This is a genomic window from Aeromonas sp. 600479 (assembly GCF_049175515.1).
Classification (GTDB): Bacteria; Pseudomonadota; Gammaproteobacteria; order Enterobacterales; family Aeromonadaceae; genus Aeromonas; species Aeromonas veronii_A.
Genome location: NZ_JAAKVF010000019.1, coordinates 81,329 through 99,360 on the forward strand (window position 1 = coordinate 81,329; position 18,032 = coordinate 99,360).

The window sequence follows — 18,032 nt, forward strand, 5'->3', positions numbered from 1 at the left end:
TATCCAGCGTTTAGTGGGTTCGCTCGATGATGTAATCGGCAAACGCTTCCAGAATGTCGGTATTGTAGGGCAAGGATTGCAGGGCTGTTAAGGCTTTCCCATGCAGTTCGCGAGCCAGCTCACGGGCATTTTCGAGTCCGAGCAGAGCCGGATAGGTACTTTTCTCCAGCGCCAGGTCAGAACCTTGTGGCTTGCCCAGGGTGGCGGTATCACCTGTGATGTCGAGGATGTCATCCTGCACCTGAAAGGCGAGGCCAATCGCGGCGGCATAGGTTTGCAGGGCAGCCAGCGTGGCGTCATCGACATCGGCTTTGCACAGGGCGCCGAGCGCCACGGCGCATTCAATCAGCGCACCGGTCTTGTGGCGGTGTACCTGCTCCAGTTCGGCAAGCGTGATCTGGCGCCCTTCGGCCTGCAGATCCAGCGCCTGACCACCACACATACCCAGATAGCCGGAGGCGCGGGCAAGGGTACTCAGCATCCGCACCCGGTTGGCCATCAAGGAGTCGGGCATGGGGTGATCGGCCAGAATGGAGAACGCCAGGGTCTGCAGCGCATCACCGGCCAGAATGGCGGTTCCTTCGTCAAACGCCTTGTGAACGGTTGGCTGACCACGACGCAGGTCGTCGTTATCCATGGCGGGCAGGTCATCGTGCAGCAGGGAGTAGGCGTGGATGCACTCCACGGCAGCCGCGGGGCCATCCAGCAGTTCGCTCTTGACGCCCAGCATCTCGCCGACCGCGTAGACCAGAAACGGGCGAACCCGCTTGCCGCCCAGCAGCAAGCCATAACTCATGGCATCGCGCAGGCGCGGCGCCATGGCGGGCAAGGATTCAAGTTGTGCTGACAGACAGTCGTCAATACGCTGACGATGCAGACGGGAAAAATGGTCCAGCGCCACTCACTCCTCTCCTTGTTCTGGCTGGAAGGGGGCGAGCTGGTCACTGCCATCGGCTTGACTGAGCAGGATCTGGATCTTCTGTTCGGCCAGTTCCAGCTTCTGCTGACCGGCCCGAACCAGATGAACGCCCTGCTCGAACTGCTTGAGTGCCTCTTCCAGGGGTAGGGAACCTTGTTCCAGCTGATGAACGATGGTTTCCAGCTCTTCCAGAGTGGCATCAAAACTCAGACGGTCGATTTTTTTACTGGCCATGTCCATCCTCGGGGATTGAAAAAATCGGCTTATATTAACATCGACCGTCCACAGGGGGGAGGCAGAAAAGCATTGCCCCCTCAAACTCTCGCTAAACTGGCCGATAATGAGCCATCATTCTCAGTGGATGCATGCTTGCCGCTAGGGTCGCAATAGCAGAAAATTCAACAAACTATAATTAGGCATAAGAACCGGTGACAGGAGTAGGGATGTGGATCTAGGGAGCTTGTTAGGTATCGTTTTAGGATTTGGTGTCGTGATTTACGGCATGATCCTTGGTGGCTCGTTGAGCATGTTTATCGATATGCCATCGGTCTATATCACTATTCTTGGCTCAATCTTCATCGCCATGATGAAGTTCAATATCGGGCAGTTTTTTCTGGCTTTCAAGGTGGCGGGCAAAGCCTTTATGTACAAGGGCGACAAGCTCGACGACCTGATCGCCAAAGCCGTTGAACTGGCTGACGCGGCTCGCAAAGGTGGCTTTCTGGCACTGGAGGCTGCAGAGATCCCCAATGCATTTATGAAAAAAGGGATCGACATGCTGGTTGATGGTCACGATGCCGAAGTGGTGCGTGCCGTGATGGAAAAGGATATCGACCTGACAGCCGAGCGCCATGTCATTGCCATCAAGGTCTTCCGTACCCTTGGGGATCTGGGCCCAGCGATGGGGATGATAGGTACGTTGGTGGGCCTGGTGGCCATGTTGTCAAATATGAGTGACCCCAAGTCGATCGGTCCGGCGATGGCGGTGGCCTTGCTGACCACCCTGTACGGAGCGATTGAGGCCAACATGATCGCTATTCCTATTGCTGACAAGCTGGAGCTGCGCAGCGGGGAGGAGAAGCTCAGTCGTACCCTGATCCTTGATGCCATAATGGGGATTCAGGATGGTCAGAACCCGCGGGTGATCCAGTCCATGCTGCAGAACTATCTGAGCCAGTCCAAACGCAATACCGGCGCGGAGTAGGTACCATGTCTGATTGCAAATGTCCCCCCCCCGGTCTTCCTGCCTATATGGGCACCTTTGCCGACCTGATGTCGCTGCTGATGTGCTTCTTCGTGCTGCTGCTCTCCTTTGCCGAGATGGACGTACTCAAGTTCAAGCAGATCGCGGGCTCTATGAAGAATGCTTTCGGAGTGCAGAACATCCTTGAGGTGAAAGATATTCCCAAGGGAACCTCGGTGATTGCCCAGGAGTTCAGGCCCGGTCGCCCTGAGCCCACGCCGATTGATACCGTGATGCAGCAGACCATCGATATGACCCAGACCGAACTGGAGTTTCTGCCCGGTGAGGCGGATCAGGCCGGTGGTCAGGACAAGAGTGATGGCAAACAGACGGGGGGCGATACCGCGCAGGATGCGAAGAAGGCGCAAGAACAGTCCAATACCTTGGCCAAAGCCCTCGCCGAGCAGATGAAAGATCAGATCCAGGACGGTGCCATCGAAATTGAGGCGCTGGGCCAGCAGATCATCATCCGGATCAGGGAAAAAGCGTCGTTCCCGGCCGGTTCGGCATTTCTGCAACCCCAGTTCTGGCCAGTCATTCGCAAGGTCGCGACCCTGCTCAAGGATGTGCCGGGTGAAATCACCATCTCCGGTCACACCGACAACGTGGCGACCGAAGATGAGCTGTTCCAGTCCAACTGGGAGTTGTCATCGCAGCGGGCGGTGGCGGTGGCGCACCAGATGCTGAAGGTCCCCGGTTTTGATCAGGGGCGACTGGTGGTGCAGGGGATGGCGGATTCCCAGCCATTGGTGCCCAATACCACCCCGGAAAATCGTCGGATGAACCGGCGGGTCGAGATCGCCATCATGCAGGGCAAACCGACCATTTCGGCCCCAATTTCCGTACCGGAAGGGAAGTAAGCGAGGGGAATGTCGATGATGCAAGTGGGATCTGCATCAAGGGGCTGACGTGGATTTTGTGTTGGCTTCATATTAAGATGCCTCATCCGAACCGATTGCTGCGGCCATCCTTGCAGATGGCCGCAGTTTCTATTTTCAAGCAACCCAGGTTTCGACTATGAATCATACTCCGATGACTGTTCGCGGCGCTGAGAAGCTGCGCGAAGAGCTCGATTATCTCAAGACCGAGCTTCGTCCCCAGATTATCGAAGCGATTGCCGATGCCCGTGAGCACGGCGATCTTAAGGAAAACGCCGAATACCATGCCGCTCGCGAGCAGCAGGGGTTCTGTGAAGGTCGCATTCAGGAGATTGAAGCCAAGCTCTCCAATGCGCAAGTGATCGATGTCACCAAGATGACCAACAACGGCCGCGTTATTTTTGGCGCGACGGTGACTCTGCTCAAGAGCGAGACAGAGGAAGAGGTGGTTTACCGCATCGTGGGTGACGATGAGGCTGATATCAAACAGAACCTCATCTCTGTCAACTCCCCCATTGCCCGAGCCCTGATTGGCAAGGAAGTGGACGATGTCGCAATCGTCAAGACCCCTGCTGGCGATGTGGAATACGAAGTACTGGAAGTCGCTTATATCTAAGCGAATGCTACATACGATGAAACAGGGGGGCTGGAGCTCCCCTGTTTGTCTTTATCTATATGATTGTTGATAAAAATCAGGACAGATACGCCTCGGTAAAGGCGTCTTGATGGCGCTGGAACAGCCAGTGGCGCAGCCGTTCGATGTTGCTCTCGCTCATTTGAAAGCTCAGCGCCCAAGTGGCATGGTCGGCATTGGCTTTGATGCGCCTTACCAGTCGTCCCTGCAGTGGAAGAGGGGCCTCTTGCTCGATACAGAGCTCGCCGTTGATGGGGGTATCGGCCACCATGTCGATTGGCAAATTTTCCACTATGAGTCCATTAAGGGAGAGGCTGAGTACCTGAAACAGGCCGAACTCGCTGCAAAGCTTGGCTTTTTGGGCAAGACGCCAGGCGCGCGGTTGCGCAAACCCCAGCTCCCTGATGACCGGTGCAGATAACCGGGGCTCGACGAAGCCATCTTCCCCTTGGGTAAAGGTCAGGGGAAATCTCAGCTGATGGCCTGCAAAGCGGGCTTCGAGTACAAGGTGGTCGGCTTTTTGCAACAAGCCAAGCATGGGGGCATCGAGGTGACCACTCAGAACATGGGCGTCCTGATTGCTCCCCAAGTCCCGCAGCATGGCCAGCTCATCGTCGGTCAGAATAGGATGGTGAGCCATAATGCGTGTCCGGAAGTATTCATCGCAGGTTAAGGGCTTTGCGACTACTTTGGCAAGCGACTCGGGAAGAAGTGGAATAAGGAAAGAGCAATGCTCTTTCCTTTTACTTGCGGGGCAGCTGGATTTTGGGTTCGTTGGCCTGACGATAAATGGTCAGCACATGGCCCATGCTCTGTACTTTGACTGAACCGGTCTCACGGACAATGGCATCCATAACCAGTTGTTTCATCTCGCGATCTTCAGAGGCAACCTTAACCTTGATCAGCTCGTGATGGTTCAGTGCCAGATCGATCTCGGCCAGTACGCCTTCGGTCAGACCATGCTGACCCAGCAGGACGACAGGTTTGAGGCTGTGGGCAAGGCCCTTGAGGTACTGTTTCTGTTTGTTGTTGAGAATCATCGCAATTTCTTCATAAGTCAGGGTTGAAAGGGGCGTATTCTACCCCCACTTAGCCCTTAATACTAATAACCCTTGTGGTTTTTTAAAGTCGATTATCATGACCCAGAAAAAACATTCCCCCAGTTCAACCCGCTGGTTAAAAGAGCATTTTGACGATCAATACGTCAAAAAAGCCCAGAAGTTGGGACTGAGATCCCGTGCCGTGTTCAAGATCGACGAGATCCAGGGCAAGGACAAACTGCTCAAGCCGGGCATGACGGTGGTAGATCTGGGGGCGGCCCCAGGGGGCTGGTCACAGTTCGCCATCGACCAGGTCGGTGACAAGGGCCGGGTGATCGCTTGCGATATTCTGCCTATGGATTCCATCGCTGGTGTCGATTTCCTTCAGGGCGACTTTCGGGAGGAAGCTGTACTGAGCGCGCTGCTGGAACGGGTCGGCCCGGACAAGGTGGATGTCGTCATGTCCGACATGGCGCCAAACATGAGCGGTACCCAGCAGGTGGATCAGGCACGTTCCATGTATCTGGTCGAACTGGCGCTGGATATGTGCAATCAGGTATTACGAGCTGACGGCAGTTTCGTGGTGAAAGTGTTTCAGGGGGAGGGGTTTGATGCCTATCTCAATGAAATTCGTCAACTTTTCACCACTGTCAAAATTCGTAAACCAGACTCGTCCCGCGCTCGTTCACGGGAAGTCTACATTGTGGCTACCGGTTTTAAACTGTAGTACCCTAACCTTCATCGTTAACTGTCAGTCTGCGAGGTTACTGATTTGAGTGACATGGCGAAAAACTTAATCCTGTGGCTGGTCATCGCCGTCGTTTTGATGTCGGTGTTCAATAGCTTCAGCCCCAGCGATACCACCAGTCGCCAGCTGGACTATTCCAGCTTCGTTAAAGAGGTGACCCAAGAGCAGATCCGTGAAGTGCGGATGGACGGTAAGGTCATTAATGGCGTCAAGCGTACTGGTGAACGATTCACCACCATCATCCCTGCGCCGGATCCCCAGCTGCTCAACGACATGCTCAATCACAATGTCAAAGTGATGGGCGAGAAGCCGGAAGAGCCGTCTCTGTTGACCTCTATCTTTATCTCCTGGTTCCCGATGCTGCTGCTGATCGGTGTCTGGGTCTTCTTCATGCGTCAGATGCAGGGCGGCGGTGGCAAGGGTGCCATGTCGTTTGGCAAGAGCAAGGCGCGCCTGATGAGCGAAGATCAGATCAAGACCACCTTTGCGGACGTTGCAGGTTGTGATGAAGCCAAGGAAGAGGTGAAGGAGCTGGTCGACTATCTGCGCGACCCGAGTAAATTCCAGAAACTGGGCGGCAAGATCCCGACCGGTGTGCTGCTGGTTGGTCCTCCCGGTACCGGTAAGACCTTGCTGGCCAAGGCCATTGCGGGCGAGGCCAAGGTGCCGTTCTTCACCATCTCCGGTTCCGATTTTGTGGAGATGTTCGTTGGTGTCGGTGCCTCCCGAGTGCGTGACATGTTCGAACAGGCCAAGAAATCATCCCCCTGCATCATCTTCATCGATGAAATTGATGCGGTCGGTCGTCAGCGTGGCGCCGGTCTGGGTGGTGGTCACGATGAACGTGAGCAGACCCTTAACCAGATGCTGGTCGAGATGGATGGCTTTGAAGGCAATGAAGGCATCATCGTCATCGCTGCCACCAACCGTCCTGACGTACTGGATCCGGCACTGCTGCGTCCGGGCCGTTTCGACCGTCAGGTTGTGGTCGGTCTGCCGGATGTCCGTGGTCGCGAGCAGATCCTGAAAGTGCACATGCGCAAAGTTCCGTTGGCGGATGACGTAAATCCGGCGCTGATTGCCCGTGGTACCCCCGGTTTCTCCGGTGCGGACTTGGCCAACCTGGTCAACGAAGCAGCACTCTTCTCTGCCCGTGAGAGCCGCCGAGTGGTCTCCATGGCCGAGTTCGAGAAAGCCAAGGACAAGATCATGATGGGTGCGGAACGTCGCTCCATGGTGATGAAAGAGTCCGAAAAAGAGATGACTGCGTATCATGAAGCCGGTCACGCCATCATTGGTCGTCTGGTTCCGGATCATGACCCGGTTTACAAGGTCTCCATCATTCCGCGCGGTCGTGCGCTTGGTGTGACCATGTATCTGCCTGAGCAGGATCGCTGGAGCCACTCCAAGCAGCATCTGGAGTCAATGATCTCCAGTCTGTATGGCGGTCGTCTGGCAGAAGAGCTGATCTACGGTGCCGAGAAGGTTTCTACTGGCGCTTCCAACGACATCGAGCGAGCGACTGAAATTGCCCGCAAGATGGTGACCCAGTGGGGTATGTCCGAGCGTCTCGGCCCGATGCTCTACGCGGAAGAAGATGGTGAAGTGTTCCTTGGTCGCAGCATGGCCAAGGCCAAGCACATGTCCGACGATACCGCTCGCGTTATCGATGCAGAGGTCAAGCAGGTCATCGACCGCAACTATGCCCGTTCCAAGCAGATCCTGCTGGATAACATGGACGTGTTGCACAGCATGAAAGATGCGCTGATGAAGTACGAGACCATCGACGCCAAACAGATCGATGATCTGATGGCTCGTCGCGAGGTACGTGCTCCGAGCAACTGGCATGACGAGCACGGTGATACCCCGCAAGGCGGTTCCACTGTGGCTGCCGAGGCCAAGCCTGCCGATGAGGCTGCACCGGTGGCGGATGTCACTATCGACAAAGCCAACGACGCGCCGGCCAAATAATCGTGACTCTCCAGACCCCGGGCTTGCCCGGGGTTTTTCTTTATCAGATGGACGTGAAAATGCAGTTAACCAGCAAGGGGCTTAGCCTCTCCCTCGATCGTCCCCATGTGATGGGGATCCTCAATGTGACGCCCGACTCCTTCTCCGATGGTGGTAATTTCAACCAGCTTGAACGGGCAATGGCCCATGCGCGCCAGATGGTCTCTGACGGTGCGACCCTCATCGACATCGGTGGCGAGTCTACCCGCCCTGGCGCGCCCGATGTGAGCGAGCAGGAGGAGCTGGACAGGGTCATTCCTGTCGTGGAGCAGATGGCCCGTGAGCTGGATGTGATGATCTCCCTTGATACCTCCAAAGCTGCTGTGATGCGGGAGGGTTGCAAGGCGGGAGCCCATCTGATCAACGATGTGCGGGCACTGCAGGAGCCTGGAGCACTGCAGGCAGCGGCCGAGGCTGCTGTGCCTGTCTGCCTGATGCATATGCAGGGGCAGCCGAGAACCATGCAGGTCGAGCCCCATTATGACGATCTGATCGGAGAGGTGCGCGCCTTTTTTGAGCAGCGCATTGCCGCTTGTCTGGCAGCCGGGATCCAACGCGAAGATCTGTTGCTGGATCCGGGATATGGCTTTGGCAAGACCCTTGCACACAACTATCAGCTGTTGGCGGCCCAAAAGGAACTGCTTGATTATGGCTTGCCGCTATTGGTGGGGATGTCGCGAAAGTCTATGATAGGCAACCTGCTGAACCGCCCTGTGGGTGAGCGTCTGGCGGGCAGTCTGGCATGCGCCCTTATCGGCATGCAGCATGGGGCCCGCATCATCAGGGTACACGATGTACGGGAGACCATGGACGCATTGCGCGTCGGTTGGCTGGCAATGACGGGACAAGATTTTATTTCCAGATAATAAAGAGAACAGACAATGGCAAGAAAGTATTTCGGCACAGATGGTGTGCGCGGCAAAGTCGGCGAATACCCGATCACCCCTGACTTCGTGATGAAATTGGGTTGGGCTGCAGGCAAAGTGCTCTCCAAGAAGGGCACCAAAAAGGTGCTGATTGGCAAAGATACGCGAATCTCTGGCTATATGCTGGAATCTGCGCTGGAGGCGGGCCTCTCTGCGGCAGGCCTTAAGGCCATTCTGATGGGGCCCATGCCCACCCCGGCGGTTGCCTACCTGACTCGCACTTTCCGTGCCGAAGCTGGCATCGTCATCAGCGCCTCCCACAATCCATTCTATGACAACGGCATCAAGTTCTTCTCCGCCGACGGCACCAAGCTGCCTGATGATGTCGAGCTGGCTATCGAAGCCGAGTTGGATCACGAGCTCAAGTGTGTCGAGTCGGCCGAACTTGGTAAAGCGGTGCGCATTGATGATGCCGCCGGTCGCTATATCGAATTCTGCAAGAGCACCTTCCCCTCCCACATGAATCTGGATGGGGTGAAAATGGTGGTGGACTGCGGTCATGGCGCTACTTACCACATTGCGCCGTCGGTTTTCCGCGAGCTGGGTGCTGAAGTGATCACCATGGGCTGTGCCCCGGATGGCCTCAATATCAACGATGGTGTTGGTTCGACTGCGCCTGACGCTCTGGTTGCCAAGGTGCTGGAGTGCAAGGCTGATCTGGGGGTTGCCTTTGATGGTGACGGTGACCGTCTGATCATGGTTGACCATACCGGCTATCTCATCGACGGTGATGAAGTGCTCTATATCATCGCACGGGATGCCTTGCGCAACGGTCGTCTCAAGGGCGGTGTCGTCGGTACCCTGATGGCCAACATGGGTCTGGAACTGGCGTTGCAGACACTGGGTATCCCATTTGCCCGTGCCAAGGTAGGCGACCGCTACGTGCTGGAGATGATGGAAGAGAAGGGCTGGCGTATCGGTGGCGAGAACTCCGGTCACATCATCTGTCTTGATCAGACCACCACGGGTGATGGCATCGTGGCCGCTTTGCAGGTGCTCACTGCCATGCGTAGTGCCGAGATGCCGCTAGCCAAGCTGCGCTCCGGCATGAGCAAGTTCCCGCAGGTACTGGTCAATGTTCGTTTTGCCGAAGGCAAGGATCCGCTGGCCGCTGATGCTGTCATGGCTGAGGTTGCCAAGGTGGAACAGGAGCTGGCTGGTCGTGGTCGCGTACTGTTGCGTAAATCCGGTACCGAACCACTCATCCGGGTCATGGTCGAAGGCGAACATGAACAGCAGGTGCGTGACATGGCTCAACGCATCGCCAAACAGGTCGAGTCGGCGTTTTAATGAACAAATAGGGCGGCTTTTTAGCCGCTCTGGTTGTATCTTGTTCAAACGATTCGAAAATTTAAAAATAGCACTTGTCAGCTGAGCATCCTCTGGATATTATCAGCCCCGCTTTCGCAAGGGAGTTGCCGATGGGACATCGCAAGCCGTTTGTAGCAGCCAACTGGAAGCTGCACGGTAGTAGGTCGCAGTTAGAGCAGTTTACGAGTCAGTGCCTGAGCGGTGTTGACGAAAAAGTAGATGTGGTTCTCTGTCCTTCCCATGTGCATCTCGATTTTAGCGCTTCACTGCTCAATGAGCAGAAGGTGATAAAGTTGGGGGCTCAGAATGTGAGTCAGCACGCTACTGGCGCTTACACCGGAGAAATCTCGTGTCAGATGCTGGTTGAGGCAGGGTGTCGTTACGTATTGGTAGGACACTCCGAGCGCAGGCGTCTCTTTGGTGAGACCAGTTTTATCGTCGCAGAGAAGTTTGCGGCAGCCAGAGCGGCAGGCTTGATTCCCATCCTCTGTTTAGGTGAGTCAGGGGCGGCTAGGCAGGCGAGAAGAACCTTCGAGGTGATCGCTGAAGAGCTGGATATCGTCATAGAGAAAAATGGCGCGATGGCTTTCGATAATGCTATCATCGCCTACGAGCCGATTTGGGCTGTAGGTACAGGTAAATGCGCCACACCCGAGCAGGCACAAGAGGTTCATTCCTTTATACGTGGTCGCTTGGCGGAGGATACTCCGGTAATAGGTGAGAAAGTTAGGATCATCTATGGTGGGAGCGTAACGCCGAGCAATGCGAGAGATTTGTTTGCCCAACCCGACGTAGACGGCGGCTTGATTGGCAGAGCGAGTCTTGATAGCGATGCGTTTTTAGGAATTGTTGAAGCGGCAAAGGGTGCAAGTTAAATGTACGAGATTCTTTTGGTCGTTTATCTGCTGGTTTCACTGGCTCTGATTGGTCTGGTGATGATTCAGCAAGGTAAAGGGGCTGATATGGGCGCCTCCTTCGGCGCAGGGGCATCGAATACTGTATTCGGCTCCAGTGGTTCAGGCAGTTTCCTGACCAGAACAACAGCGATTTTGGCTACTCTGTTTTTCGTAATCAGCCTGGTGCTCGGCTCTATGTCCAGCAACAAGGTAAAACAGGGTAGTGAATGGGAAAATCTGCAACAAACCCAACAGGTTGAGCAGACCAAAGCGCCAGTGAAGAAAGATACTGACGTTCCCGAGTAAGAGTTTTGCCGTGGTGGTGGAATTGGTAGACACGCTATCTTGAGGGGGTAGTGCTCTAGGGTGTGCGGGTTCGAGTCCCGCCCACGGCACCAATTAAGTAGTGACCCGGGTGACCGGGTGTATTATAGCCAGTCAGTCTTGTACCGAGAGAGTGAAGTGGCTATAATCTCGCACGATTTCGGACGCGGGGTGGAGCAGCATGGTAGCTCGTCGGGCTCATAACCCGAAGGTCGTCGGTTCAAATCCGGCCCCCGCAACCAAATTTCACGCATTTCCTACGCTCAGGAAGGCGGTCGCTGCGAGGCGACAATCAGGGTAAAGCGCCAAGCCCCGATTTGACATCGGGGCTTTTTGTTATGTGCAATTTACTCTGAATCGATCTCTATCTGGGCTTTATGCCCTTTTTTTGTTTTTCGGAGGGTGACTTTGGCTACGTTGGAACAACGTTTGACCGATCTGCTCGAGGCTCCGGTCGTTGCCTTGGGTTTTGAACTTTGGGGTATTGAGTTTATCCGTGCGGGTAAACACTCCACCTTGCGCGTCTATATCGACGGTGAGCAGGGTGTGACCGTTGAAAACTGTGCTGAAGTCAGCCATCAGGTTGGCGCCATCATGGACGTTGAGGATCCCATCACCGAGGAGTACTACCTCGAGGTATCTTCCCCAGGTCTGGATCGTCCGTTGTTCAAGGTTGCCCAGTTCGAAAAATACGTTGGCCAAGAGGCGGCGGTAACGCTTCGGATGGCAACAAACAACCGCCGCAAGTTCAAAGGCGTAATCAAAGCTGTTCAGGGCGACATGATCACCCTGACGGTAGATGGTAAGGACGAAGTGTTGGCTTTCACCAATATCCAAAAAGCGAACATAGTGCCGAACTTTGGTTAACGAGGCTATCGGATATGAATAAAGAGATTTTGCTGGTCGTTGACGCTGTGTCCAACGAGAAAGCTGTACCCCGCGAGAAGATTTTCCAGGCTCTGGAGACTGCGCTGGCGACTGCGACCAAAAAGAAATATGAAGGCGAGATTGAAGTTCGGGTCGAGATCGATCGCAAGACCGGTGACTACGACACCTATCGTCGCTGGCTGGTAATCGCAGATCAAGCCGCGATGGAAAACCCCTATGCTGAAATTACCCTGGAAGCGGCGCAGATTGATCAGCCAGAAATCCAGATCGGCGAGTATGTTGAAGACCAGATCGACTCCGTGACCTTCGACCGTATCACTACCCAGACCGCCAAGCAGGTTATCGTGCAGAAAGTGCGCGAAGCGGAGCGTTCACAAGTAGTTGATCAGTTTAAAGATAAAGAAGGCACCATCATCAGTGGTGTCGTCAAGAAGAGCAACCGCGACAACGTCATCCTGGATCTGGGCAGCAATGCTGAAGCCGTGATCTTCCGTGATGACATGCTGCCGCGTGAAACCTTCCGCCCGGGTGACCGCGTTCGTGGCCTACTCTACGCAGTACGTCCAGAAGCCCGTGGTTCTCAGCTGTTTGTCAGCCGTTCCAGCCCGGACTTCCTGAAAGAGCTGTTCCGTATCGAAGTACCGGAGATCGGTGAAGAGATGATCGAAATCATGGGCGCTGCCCGTGATCCGGGTTCCCGCGCCAAGATCGCGGTGAAGACCAACGATCGTCGTATCGACCCGATTGGTGCCTGTATCGGTATGCGTGGTGCCCGTGTGCAAGCTGTCTCCGCCGAGCTGAGTGGTGAGCGCGCCGACATCGTGCTGTACGATGACAACCCGGCCCAGTATGTGATCAATGCCATGGCACCTGCCGATGTGGCCTCCATCATCGTTGATGAAGACAACCACACCATGGATATCGCCGTGGAAGCTGCCAACCTGGCCCAGGCTATCGGCCGCAATGGTCAGAACGTGCGTCTGGCCTCCCAGTTGACCGGTTGGGAGCTGAACGTGATGACCGTCGAGGACATGCGTGCCAAGCACCAGGCCGAGAACGACCGCATCATGAACCTGTTCACCAGCACCCTGGATATCGATGACGATTTTGCCGGTCTGCTGATGGAAGAGGGCTTCTCGACTCTGGAAGAGATCGCCTTCGTGCCGGTTAACGAGTTGCTGGCTATCGACGGTCTGGATGAAGACATGGTCGAAGAGCTGCGCAAGCGTGCCAAAGATGCCCTGACTACCCAGGCGCTGGCCAAAGAGGAGTCTTTTGATGGCGTCGAGCCGTCCGAAGAGCTGCTCAATCTGAACGGTCTGAGTCGTGAACTGGCATACGCTCTGGCGGGCCGCGGCGTGGGTACCCTGGAAGATTTGGCTGAGCAAGGTATCGATGACCTTGCTGGTATTGAAGGGCTGACTGCCGAGAAGGCGGGTGAGCTCATTATGGCTGCTCGCAATATCTGTTGGTTCGGAGAAGAGCAGTCTTAAGTAAGATCAAACGGAGGAAAATGAATGGCAGAAGTATCAGTCAAACAACTTGCCACTGACATCGACACACCGGTTGATCGTCTTCTCCAGCAGTTTGTCGATGCCGGTATCAGCAAGAGCAAGGCCGACGACATGGTCAGCGAGTCTGAAAAGCAGACTCTGCTGGCACACCTGAAGAAACAGCATGGAGGTGACGAGGTCGCCGCTCCTGCCCGCATGACTTTGCAGCGCAAGACCAAGAGCACCATCAGTGTTCAGGGAACCGGCGGCAAGAACAAAGAAGTGCAGGTGGAAGTTCGCAAATCTCGCACCTATGTAAGACGTTCGGCGCTGGAAGAAGAACAGCGTCAGGCGGAAGCCGAGGAAAAAGCGCGTTTGGAAGCAGAAGAAAAAGCTCGTCGCGAAGCCGAAGAGAAGGCTCGCCTCGAAGCTGAAGAGAAGGCTCGCCGTGAGGCTGAGCAGGCTCGTCGTGAAGCTGAGGAAAAGGCGCGGATCGAGGCACAACAAAAGGCTCGACAGGCTCAACAGCCCGCCAAAGCAGCCAGTAGCACAGCTCAGCAAGAGGCAGAAAAGATGGCCAAGCGCGAAGCAGAAGAACTGAAGCGCCAACAGGAACAGACAGCTTTGAAAAAAGCTGAAGAACTCGCCGCGAAGAAAGCCGAAGAGGCTCGCATCATGGCGGAACAGAACGCAGCCCGCTGGGCTGAAGAAGAAGCTGCTCGTGCCAAAGAGAGCAGCGATTATCACCTGACAACCAACAAGCATGCGCAAGCTGCAGAAGACGAGCTGGATCGCAAAGAAGAGACCAGCCGTCGTACTGCCGCTGCCGCTGTCAAGGCACCGAAAAAGGCGGGTCGTCGCGATGATGATCGCAATGATCGCAACTCCCGTGATCCGCGTGCCCGTAAAGGCAAACGTGGCAAGGTCGCTACCCCGAACGCCATGAAGCATGGCTTCAACAAGCCGGCTGCCGTGGTGAACCGCGACGTTGTCATCGGTGAGACCATCACCGTGGCCGAGCTAGCCAACAAGATGGCCGTCAAGGGCGTTGAAGTCATCAAGGCGATGATGAAGATGGGGGCCATGGCCACCATCAACCAAGTGATCGACCAGGAGACCGCTCAGCTGGTCGCCGAGGAGATGGGTCACAAGGTTGTGCTGCGTCGTGAGAATGAGCTGGAAGAGGCGGTACTGTCCGATCGTGACGAGACCTCCGAAGCCAAGCCGCGCGCACCTGTCGTTACCATCATGGGTCACGTTGACCACGGTAAGACCTCGCTGCTCGACTACATTCGTAAAGCCAAGGTTGCTGCTGGCGAAGCCGGTGGTATTACCCAGCATATCGGTGCTTACCACGTCCAGACCGACAGTGGCATGATCACCTTCCTGGATACCCCGGGTCACGCGGCGTTTACCTCCATGCGTGCTCGTGGTGCCAAGGCGACCGACATCGTGGTCCTGGTTGTTGCAGCTGACGACGGCGTGATGCCGCAAACCATCGAAGCAATCCAGCACGCCAAGGCGGCCGGTGTGCCGCTGGTTGTTGCGGTCAACAAGATCGACAAGCCTGAAGCGGATCCGGATCGCGTCAAGACCGAGCTGGCCCGTTACAACGTCATGTCCGAAGATTGGGGGGGAGACTGCCAGTTCGTGCACGTATCTGCCAAGTCCGGTCAGGGTATCGACGATCTGCTGGAAGCCATCCTGATCCAGGCTGAAGTACTGGAGCTGAAAGCGGTGGTTGACGGTATGGCCAACGGCGTCGTGATCGAATCCTTCCTAGATAAAGGTCGTGGTCCGGTTGCTACCGTACTGGTACAAGAAGGTACTCTGCGTCAGGGCGACATCGTTCTGTGTGGTCTCGAGTACGGCCGTGTTCGCGCCATGCGTGACGAACTGGGTCGCGAGATCAAGGAAGCGGGTCCGTCCCTGCCGGTGGAAATCCTGGGGCTCTCCGGCGTTCCCTCTGCCGGTGACGAAGCCACTGTTGTCCGTGACGAGAAGAAAGCCCGTGAAGTGGCGCTCTATCGTCAGGGCAAGTTCCGCGAAGTCAAGCTGGCTCGCCAGCAGAAGGCCAAGCTGGAAAACATGTTCGCCAACATGACCGAGGGCGAAGTGTCCGAAGTAAACGTGGTGATCAAGGCCGACGTACAAGGTTCTGTGGAAGCGATCTGCGATGCGCTGGTCAAACTCTCCACCGACGAAGTGAAGGTGAAGATCGTGGGTTCCGGCGTAGGTGGCATCACCGAAACCGACGCGACCCTGGCTGCTGCTTCCAGCGCCATTCTGGTTGGTTTCAACGTTCGTGCCGACGCGTCTGCGCGCAAGGTCATCGAATCCGAGAGCCTGGATCTGCGTTACTACTCCGTCATCTATGACCTGATCGACGAAGTGAAGCAGGCCATGAGCGGCAAGCTGGCCCCTGAGTATCGTCAGGAGATCATCGGTCTGGCTGAAGTGCGTAGCGTCTTCAAGTCGCCGAAGTTCGGCGCCGTTGCTGGCTGTATGGTTACCGAAGGTGTGGTCAAGCGTTCCAACCGTATTCGCGTTCTGCGTGACAACGTGGTTATCTATGAAGGCGAGTTGGAATCCCTGCGCCGCTTCAAGGATGACGTCAACGAAGTTCGCAACGGTTACGAGTGTGGTATCGCGGTCAAGAACTACAACGACGTGCGCGAAGGCGACCAGATCGAAGTTTACGAGACTGTTGAAATCCAACGGACTCTGTAAGCCGAGAGTTAGACAAAATAGGGGGCCGCGGCCCCCTTTTATCGCAGGATAGAATATGGCCAGAGAATTCAGCCGGACCCGTCGGGTCGGACAGCAGATCCAGCGTGAAATTGCGCTGATCCTGCAGCGCGAGGTGAAAGACCCGCGCATCGGCATGGTGACCGTTTCCGATGTGGAAGTGTCCCGTGACCTCAACTATGCCAAGATTTACGTCACCTTCTTGCAGCTGGAAAATGATGCCGAGCGCATCAAGGAAGGCTTGCAGGGTCTGACCGAAGCAGCCGGATATATCCGTAGTCTGCTGGGCAGTGCCATGCGTCTGCGCGTGGTGCCCGAGCTGCGTTTCTACTACGACCAGACCCTGGTCGAGGGGATGCGTCTCTCCAACCTGGTGACCAACACTGTGCGCGAAGACAAGCGTCGCATGGCCGAATCCGGCCGTGACGAAGAAGCTGAATCCGCACCGGATGACACAACTGAGGATAAAGCCTGAGATGTCTCGAAGACGTCGTTTCAAGGGCCGTGATGTGCACGGCATTCTGCTGCTGGACAAGCCGACCGGCCTGACCTCCAACGATGTGTTGCAGAAGGTCAAGCGCATCTACAACGCAGCCAAGGCCGGTCACACCGGCGCACTGGATCCGCTGGCGACCGGTATGCTGCCGATCTGCCTCGGTGAGGCCACCAAGTTCTCCCAGTATCTGCTGGAAGCGGACAAGCGCTATGAGGTGACCGCCAAACTGGGCGAGCGCACCAACACCAGCGACTCCGATGGTGAGGTGGTCTCCACCCGTCCGGTGAACGTGGCTGTCGGTACCCTGATTGAGGCGCTGGACCAGTTCCGCGGCCCCATCATGCAGGTGCCGTCCATGTATTCCGCGCTCAAGCACAACGGCCGTCCGCTCTACGAATATGCCCGAGAAGGTATCGAGATTGAGCGTGAAGCCCGTCCCATCACCATATTCGAGCTCAAACTGCTGAGCTTTGAAGGTGATGAAGTGCGCCTTGAAGTGCACTGCAGCAAGGGCACCTATATCCGCTCTCTGGTGGATGATCTGGGTGAAGTGCTGGGTTGTGGCGCCCACGTGACCCAGTTGCGCCGTACCCAGGTGGCCAGCTATCCGTACGAGCGGATGCTGACTCTGGAGCAACTCGAGTGCATCTTCGAGCAGGCCAAGGCTGAGAGCATCCCGCCGCGCGAGCAGCTGGATCCGCTGTTGCTGCCGATGGATACCGCCGTGGCAAGCTTGCCCGAGGTGAACATGCTGGCTGTTGTGGCTGCCTATGTGAATCAGGGCCAGGCCGTGCAGGTGGCGGGTGCGCCACAAAGCGGTCAGGTTCGCATGACAGTCGGCCCGGAGCGCGAGTTCATCGGGGTTGGCGAGATTGATGATGATGGCCGCGTCGCCCCCAAGCGACTGGTGCGTTATCACGACGAGGAGTGATCCTCAGGCGGTATCAGGACGTCTTTCCCGTTTCGCCTCTTTATCGTTGCGAAAAGGGGCGGGGACGATTATGATACCGCCCTCATTTCACGGCTGAATTAGAGATTGGCTGTGAACCTTTAAACACTCTACTGGAGTAAACTCATGTCTCTAAATGCTGAGATCAAAGCTCAAATCGTTGCTGACAACGCTCGTTGCGCCAACGACACCGGTTCCCCCGAAGTGCAAGTTGCCCTGCTGACTGCCCAGATCAACCATCTGCAAGGTCACTTCAAAGAGCACTCCAAGGACCACCACGGTCGTCGCGGTCTGCTGCGCATGGTTTCCCAGCGTCGTAAGCTGCTGGACTACCTGAAGCGTAAAGATTCCGAGCGTTATGCTGCTCTGATCGCCAAGCTGGGTCTGCGTCGTTAATCGACCATCAGATTTCGCGAAAAAGGGGAACCGTCAGGTTCCCCTTTTTTATTGCTCTTGTCCCGTCCTGAATATGGTTTACACCTTTCCTCCCAATAAATGGAGAACCGGATGGGACAAGGTGTGAAACGGA

19 protein-coding genes and 2 tRNA genes are annotated in these 18,032 nt (G+C 55.9%); 17 read left to right on the forward strand and 4 right to left on the reverse strand.

Annotation, left to right across the window (positions count from 1 at the left end; genetic code table 11):
* Window positions 1–10: 10 nt before the first annotated feature.
* Both ispA and xseB read right to left on the reverse strand, forming a co-directional pair.
* On the reverse strand, window positions 11–901 hold the full coding sequence (gene ispA / locus G5149_RS17720) for a (2E,6E)-farnesyl diphosphate synthase (RefSeq protein WP_064338656.1): 891 nt from the start codon (window positions 899–901) through the stop codon (window positions 11–13).
* Window positions 902–1,153 (reverse strand): exodeoxyribonuclease VII small subunit, encoded by a 252-nt coding sequence (gene xseB, locus G5149_RS17725; RefSeq protein WP_005338838.1) that lies wholly within the window; start codon window positions 1,151–1,153, stop codon window positions 902–904.
* 211 nt (window positions 1,154–1,364) lie between these two features.
* On the opposite strand from xseB, the gene pomA reads away from it, so the two are divergent.
* From pomA to greA, 3 genes are all read left to right on the forward strand, one after another.
* Entirely contained in the window at window positions 1,365–2,123 is a 759-nt protein-coding gene (pomA, locus tag G5149_RS17730) for a flagellar motor protein PomA (RefSeq protein ID WP_005338837.1), read from the forward strand.
* Between the two features lie 5 nt (window positions 2,124–2,128).
* Window positions 2,129–3,022, forward strand: a complete 894-nt coding sequence (locus G5149_RS17735) for a flagellar motor protein MotB (protein ID WP_421213180.1) — start codon at window positions 2,129–2,131, stop codon at window positions 3,020–3,022.
* Window positions 3,023–3,179: 157 nt separating this feature from the next.
* A complete protein-coding gene (gene greA, locus G5149_RS17740) occupies window positions 3,180–3,656 on the forward strand; it encodes a transcription elongation factor GreA (protein WP_005343528.1) in 477 nt (158 codons plus the stop codon).
* 76 nt (window positions 3,657–3,732) lie between these two features.
* Here greA and G5149_RS17745 read toward each other — a convergent pair whose 3' ends face one another.
* Together G5149_RS17745 and yhbY are read right to left on the reverse strand one after the other, a co-directional pair.
* Complete coding sequence (locus G5149_RS17745) at window positions 3,733–4,314, reverse strand: PilZ domain-containing protein (protein ID WP_216979376.1); 582 nt, start codon at window positions 4,312–4,314, stop codon at window positions 3,733–3,735.
* Between the two features lie 103 nt (window positions 4,315–4,417).
* Window positions 4,418–4,714, reverse strand: a complete 297-nt coding sequence (gene yhbY / locus G5149_RS17750) for a ribosome assembly RNA-binding protein YhbY (protein WP_033114153.1) — start codon at window positions 4,712–4,714, stop codon at window positions 4,418–4,420.
* Between the two features lie 97 nt (window positions 4,715–4,811).
* Here yhbY and rlmE point away from each other — a divergent pair, with 97 nt between their 5' ends.
* The 14 genes from rlmE to rpsO all read left to right on the forward strand — a co-directional run bounded on the left by rlmE (window position 4,812) and on the right by rpsO (window position 17,899).
* A complete protein-coding gene (rlmE, locus tag G5149_RS17755; protein WP_216979375.1) occupies window positions 4,812–5,441 on the forward strand; it encodes a 23S rRNA (uridine(2552)-2'-O)-methyltransferase RlmE in 630 nt (209 codons plus the stop codon).
* Between the two features lie 45 nt (window positions 5,442–5,486).
* A complete protein-coding gene (gene ftsH, locus G5149_RS17760; protein WP_042060094.1) occupies window positions 5,487–7,433 on the forward strand; it encodes an ATP-dependent zinc metalloprotease FtsH in 1,947 nt (648 codons plus the stop codon).
* 59 nt (window positions 7,434–7,492) lie between these two features.
* Window positions 7,493–8,338 (forward strand): dihydropteroate synthase, encoded by an 846-nt coding sequence (gene folP / locus G5149_RS17765; RefSeq protein WP_216979374.1) that lies wholly within the window; start codon window positions 7,493–7,495, stop codon window positions 8,336–8,338.
* A 15-nt stretch (window positions 8,339–8,353) separates the two neighbouring features.
* Window positions 8,354–9,688 (forward strand): phosphoglucosamine mutase, encoded by a 1,335-nt coding sequence (glmM, locus tag G5149_RS17770; RefSeq protein WP_005338823.1) that lies wholly within the window; start codon window positions 8,354–8,356, stop codon window positions 9,686–9,688.
* Between the two features lie 131 nt (window positions 9,689–9,819).
* Window positions 9,820–10,584 carry a triose-phosphate isomerase gene (gene tpiA, locus G5149_RS17775; RefSeq protein ID WP_216979373.1) on the forward strand — a complete coding sequence of 255 codons (765 nt, stop codon included), beginning with the start codon at window positions 9,820–9,822 and terminating at the stop codon, window positions 10,582–10,584.
* Window positions 10,585–10,911, forward strand: coding sequence for a preprotein translocase subunit SecG (gene secG, locus G5149_RS17780; RefSeq protein WP_005343541.1), 327 nt, complete (start codon window positions 10,585–10,587; stop codon window positions 10,909–10,911).
* 7 nt (window positions 10,912–10,918) lie between these two features.
* Window positions 10,919–11,003, forward strand: a tRNA-Leu gene (locus G5149_RS17785).
* Window positions 11,004–11,094: 91 nt separating this feature from the next.
* Window positions 11,095–11,171: transfer RNA gene (locus G5149_RS17790), tRNA-Met, on the forward strand.
* A gap of 166 nt (window positions 11,172–11,337) precedes the next feature.
* Window positions 11,338–11,796, forward strand: a complete 459-nt coding sequence (gene rimP, locus G5149_RS17795) for a ribosome maturation factor RimP (protein ID WP_005343544.1) — start codon at window positions 11,338–11,340, stop codon at window positions 11,794–11,796.
* Between the two features lie 14 nt (window positions 11,797–11,810).
* On the forward strand, window positions 11,811–13,310 hold the full coding sequence (gene nusA / locus G5149_RS17800; RefSeq protein WP_005343546.1) for a transcription termination factor NusA: 1,500 nt from the start codon (window positions 11,811–11,813) through the stop codon (window positions 13,308–13,310).
* Window positions 13,311–13,334: 24 nt separating this feature from the next.
* Window positions 13,335–16,040 (forward strand): translation initiation factor IF-2, encoded by a 2,706-nt coding sequence (infB, locus tag G5149_RS17805; protein WP_005343549.1) that lies wholly within the window; start codon window positions 13,335–13,337, stop codon window positions 16,038–16,040.
* 55 nt (window positions 16,041–16,095) lie between these two features.
* Window positions 16,096–16,533 carry a 30S ribosome-binding factor RbfA gene (gene rbfA / locus G5149_RS17810; RefSeq protein WP_005338799.1) on the forward strand — a complete coding sequence of 146 codons (438 nt, stop codon included), beginning with the start codon at window positions 16,096–16,098 and terminating at the stop codon, window positions 16,531–16,533.
* Window position 16,534: 1 nt separating this feature from the next.
* The gene (truB, locus tag G5149_RS17815) at window positions 16,535–17,485 is read left to right on the forward strand and encodes a tRNA pseudouridine(55) synthase TruB (protein WP_421213184.1); all 951 of its coding nucleotides are present in this window, start codon (window positions 16,535–16,537) and stop codon (window positions 17,483–17,485) included.
* A gap of 144 nt (window positions 17,486–17,629) precedes the next feature.
* The gene (rpsO, locus tag G5149_RS17820) at window positions 17,630–17,899 is read left to right on the forward strand and encodes a 30S ribosomal protein S15 (protein ID WP_005338797.1); all 270 of its coding nucleotides are present in this window, start codon (window positions 17,630–17,632) and stop codon (window positions 17,897–17,899) included.
* Window positions 17,900–18,032 lie beyond the last annotated feature (133 nt).

Bases quoted from the DNA above. Each gene is read 5' to 3' on its own strand.
- xseB (WP_005338838.1), bottom strand. From the start codon at position 1,153: ATGGCCAGTAAAAAAATCGACCGTCTGAGTTTTGATGCCACTCTGGAA.
- G5149_RS17735 (WP_421213180.1), top strand. From the start codon at position 2,129: ATGTCTGATTGCAAATGTCCCCCCCCCGGTCTTCCTGCCTATATGGGC.
- greA (WP_005343528.1), top strand. From the start codon at position 3,180: ATGAATCATACTCCGATGACTGTTCGCGGCGCTGAGAAGCTGCGCGAA.
- G5149_RS17745 (WP_216979376.1), bottom strand. From the start codon at position 4,314: ATGGCTCACCATCCTATTCTGACCGACGATGAGCTGGCCATGCTGCGG.
- yhbY (WP_033114153.1), bottom strand. From the start codon at position 4,714: ATGATTCTCAACAACAAACAGAAACAGTACCTCAAGGGCCTTGCCCAC.
- rlmE (WP_216979375.1), top strand. From the start codon at position 4,812: ATGACCCAGAAAAAACATTCCCCCAGTTCAACCCGCTGGTTAAAAGAG.
- folP (WP_216979374.1), top strand. From the start codon at position 7,493: ATGCAGTTAACCAGCAAGGGGCTTAGCCTCTCCCTCGATCGTCCCCAT.
- glmM (WP_005338823.1), top strand. From the start codon at position 8,354: ATGGCAAGAAAGTATTTCGGCACAGATGGTGTGCGCGGCAAAGTCGGC.
- tpiA (WP_216979373.1), top strand. From the start codon at position 9,820: ATGGGACATCGCAAGCCGTTTGTAGCAGCCAACTGGAAGCTGCACGGT.
- secG (WP_005343541.1), top strand. From the start codon at position 10,585: ATGTACGAGATTCTTTTGGTCGTTTATCTGCTGGTTTCACTGGCTCTG.
- nusA (WP_005343546.1), top strand. From the start codon at position 11,811: ATGAATAAAGAGATTTTGCTGGTCGTTGACGCTGTGTCCAACGAGAAA.
- infB (WP_005343549.1), top strand. From the start codon at position 13,335: ATGGCAGAAGTATCAGTCAAACAACTTGCCACTGACATCGACACACCG.
- rbfA (WP_005338799.1), top strand. From the start codon at position 16,096: ATGGCCAGAGAATTCAGCCGGACCCGTCGGGTCGGACAGCAGATCCAG.
- truB (WP_421213184.1), top strand. From the start codon at position 16,535: ATGTCTCGAAGACGTCGTTTCAAGGGCCGTGATGTGCACGGCATTCTG.
- rpsO (WP_005338797.1), top strand. From the start codon at position 17,630: ATGTCTCTAAATGCTGAGATCAAAGCTCAAATCGTTGCTGACAACGCT.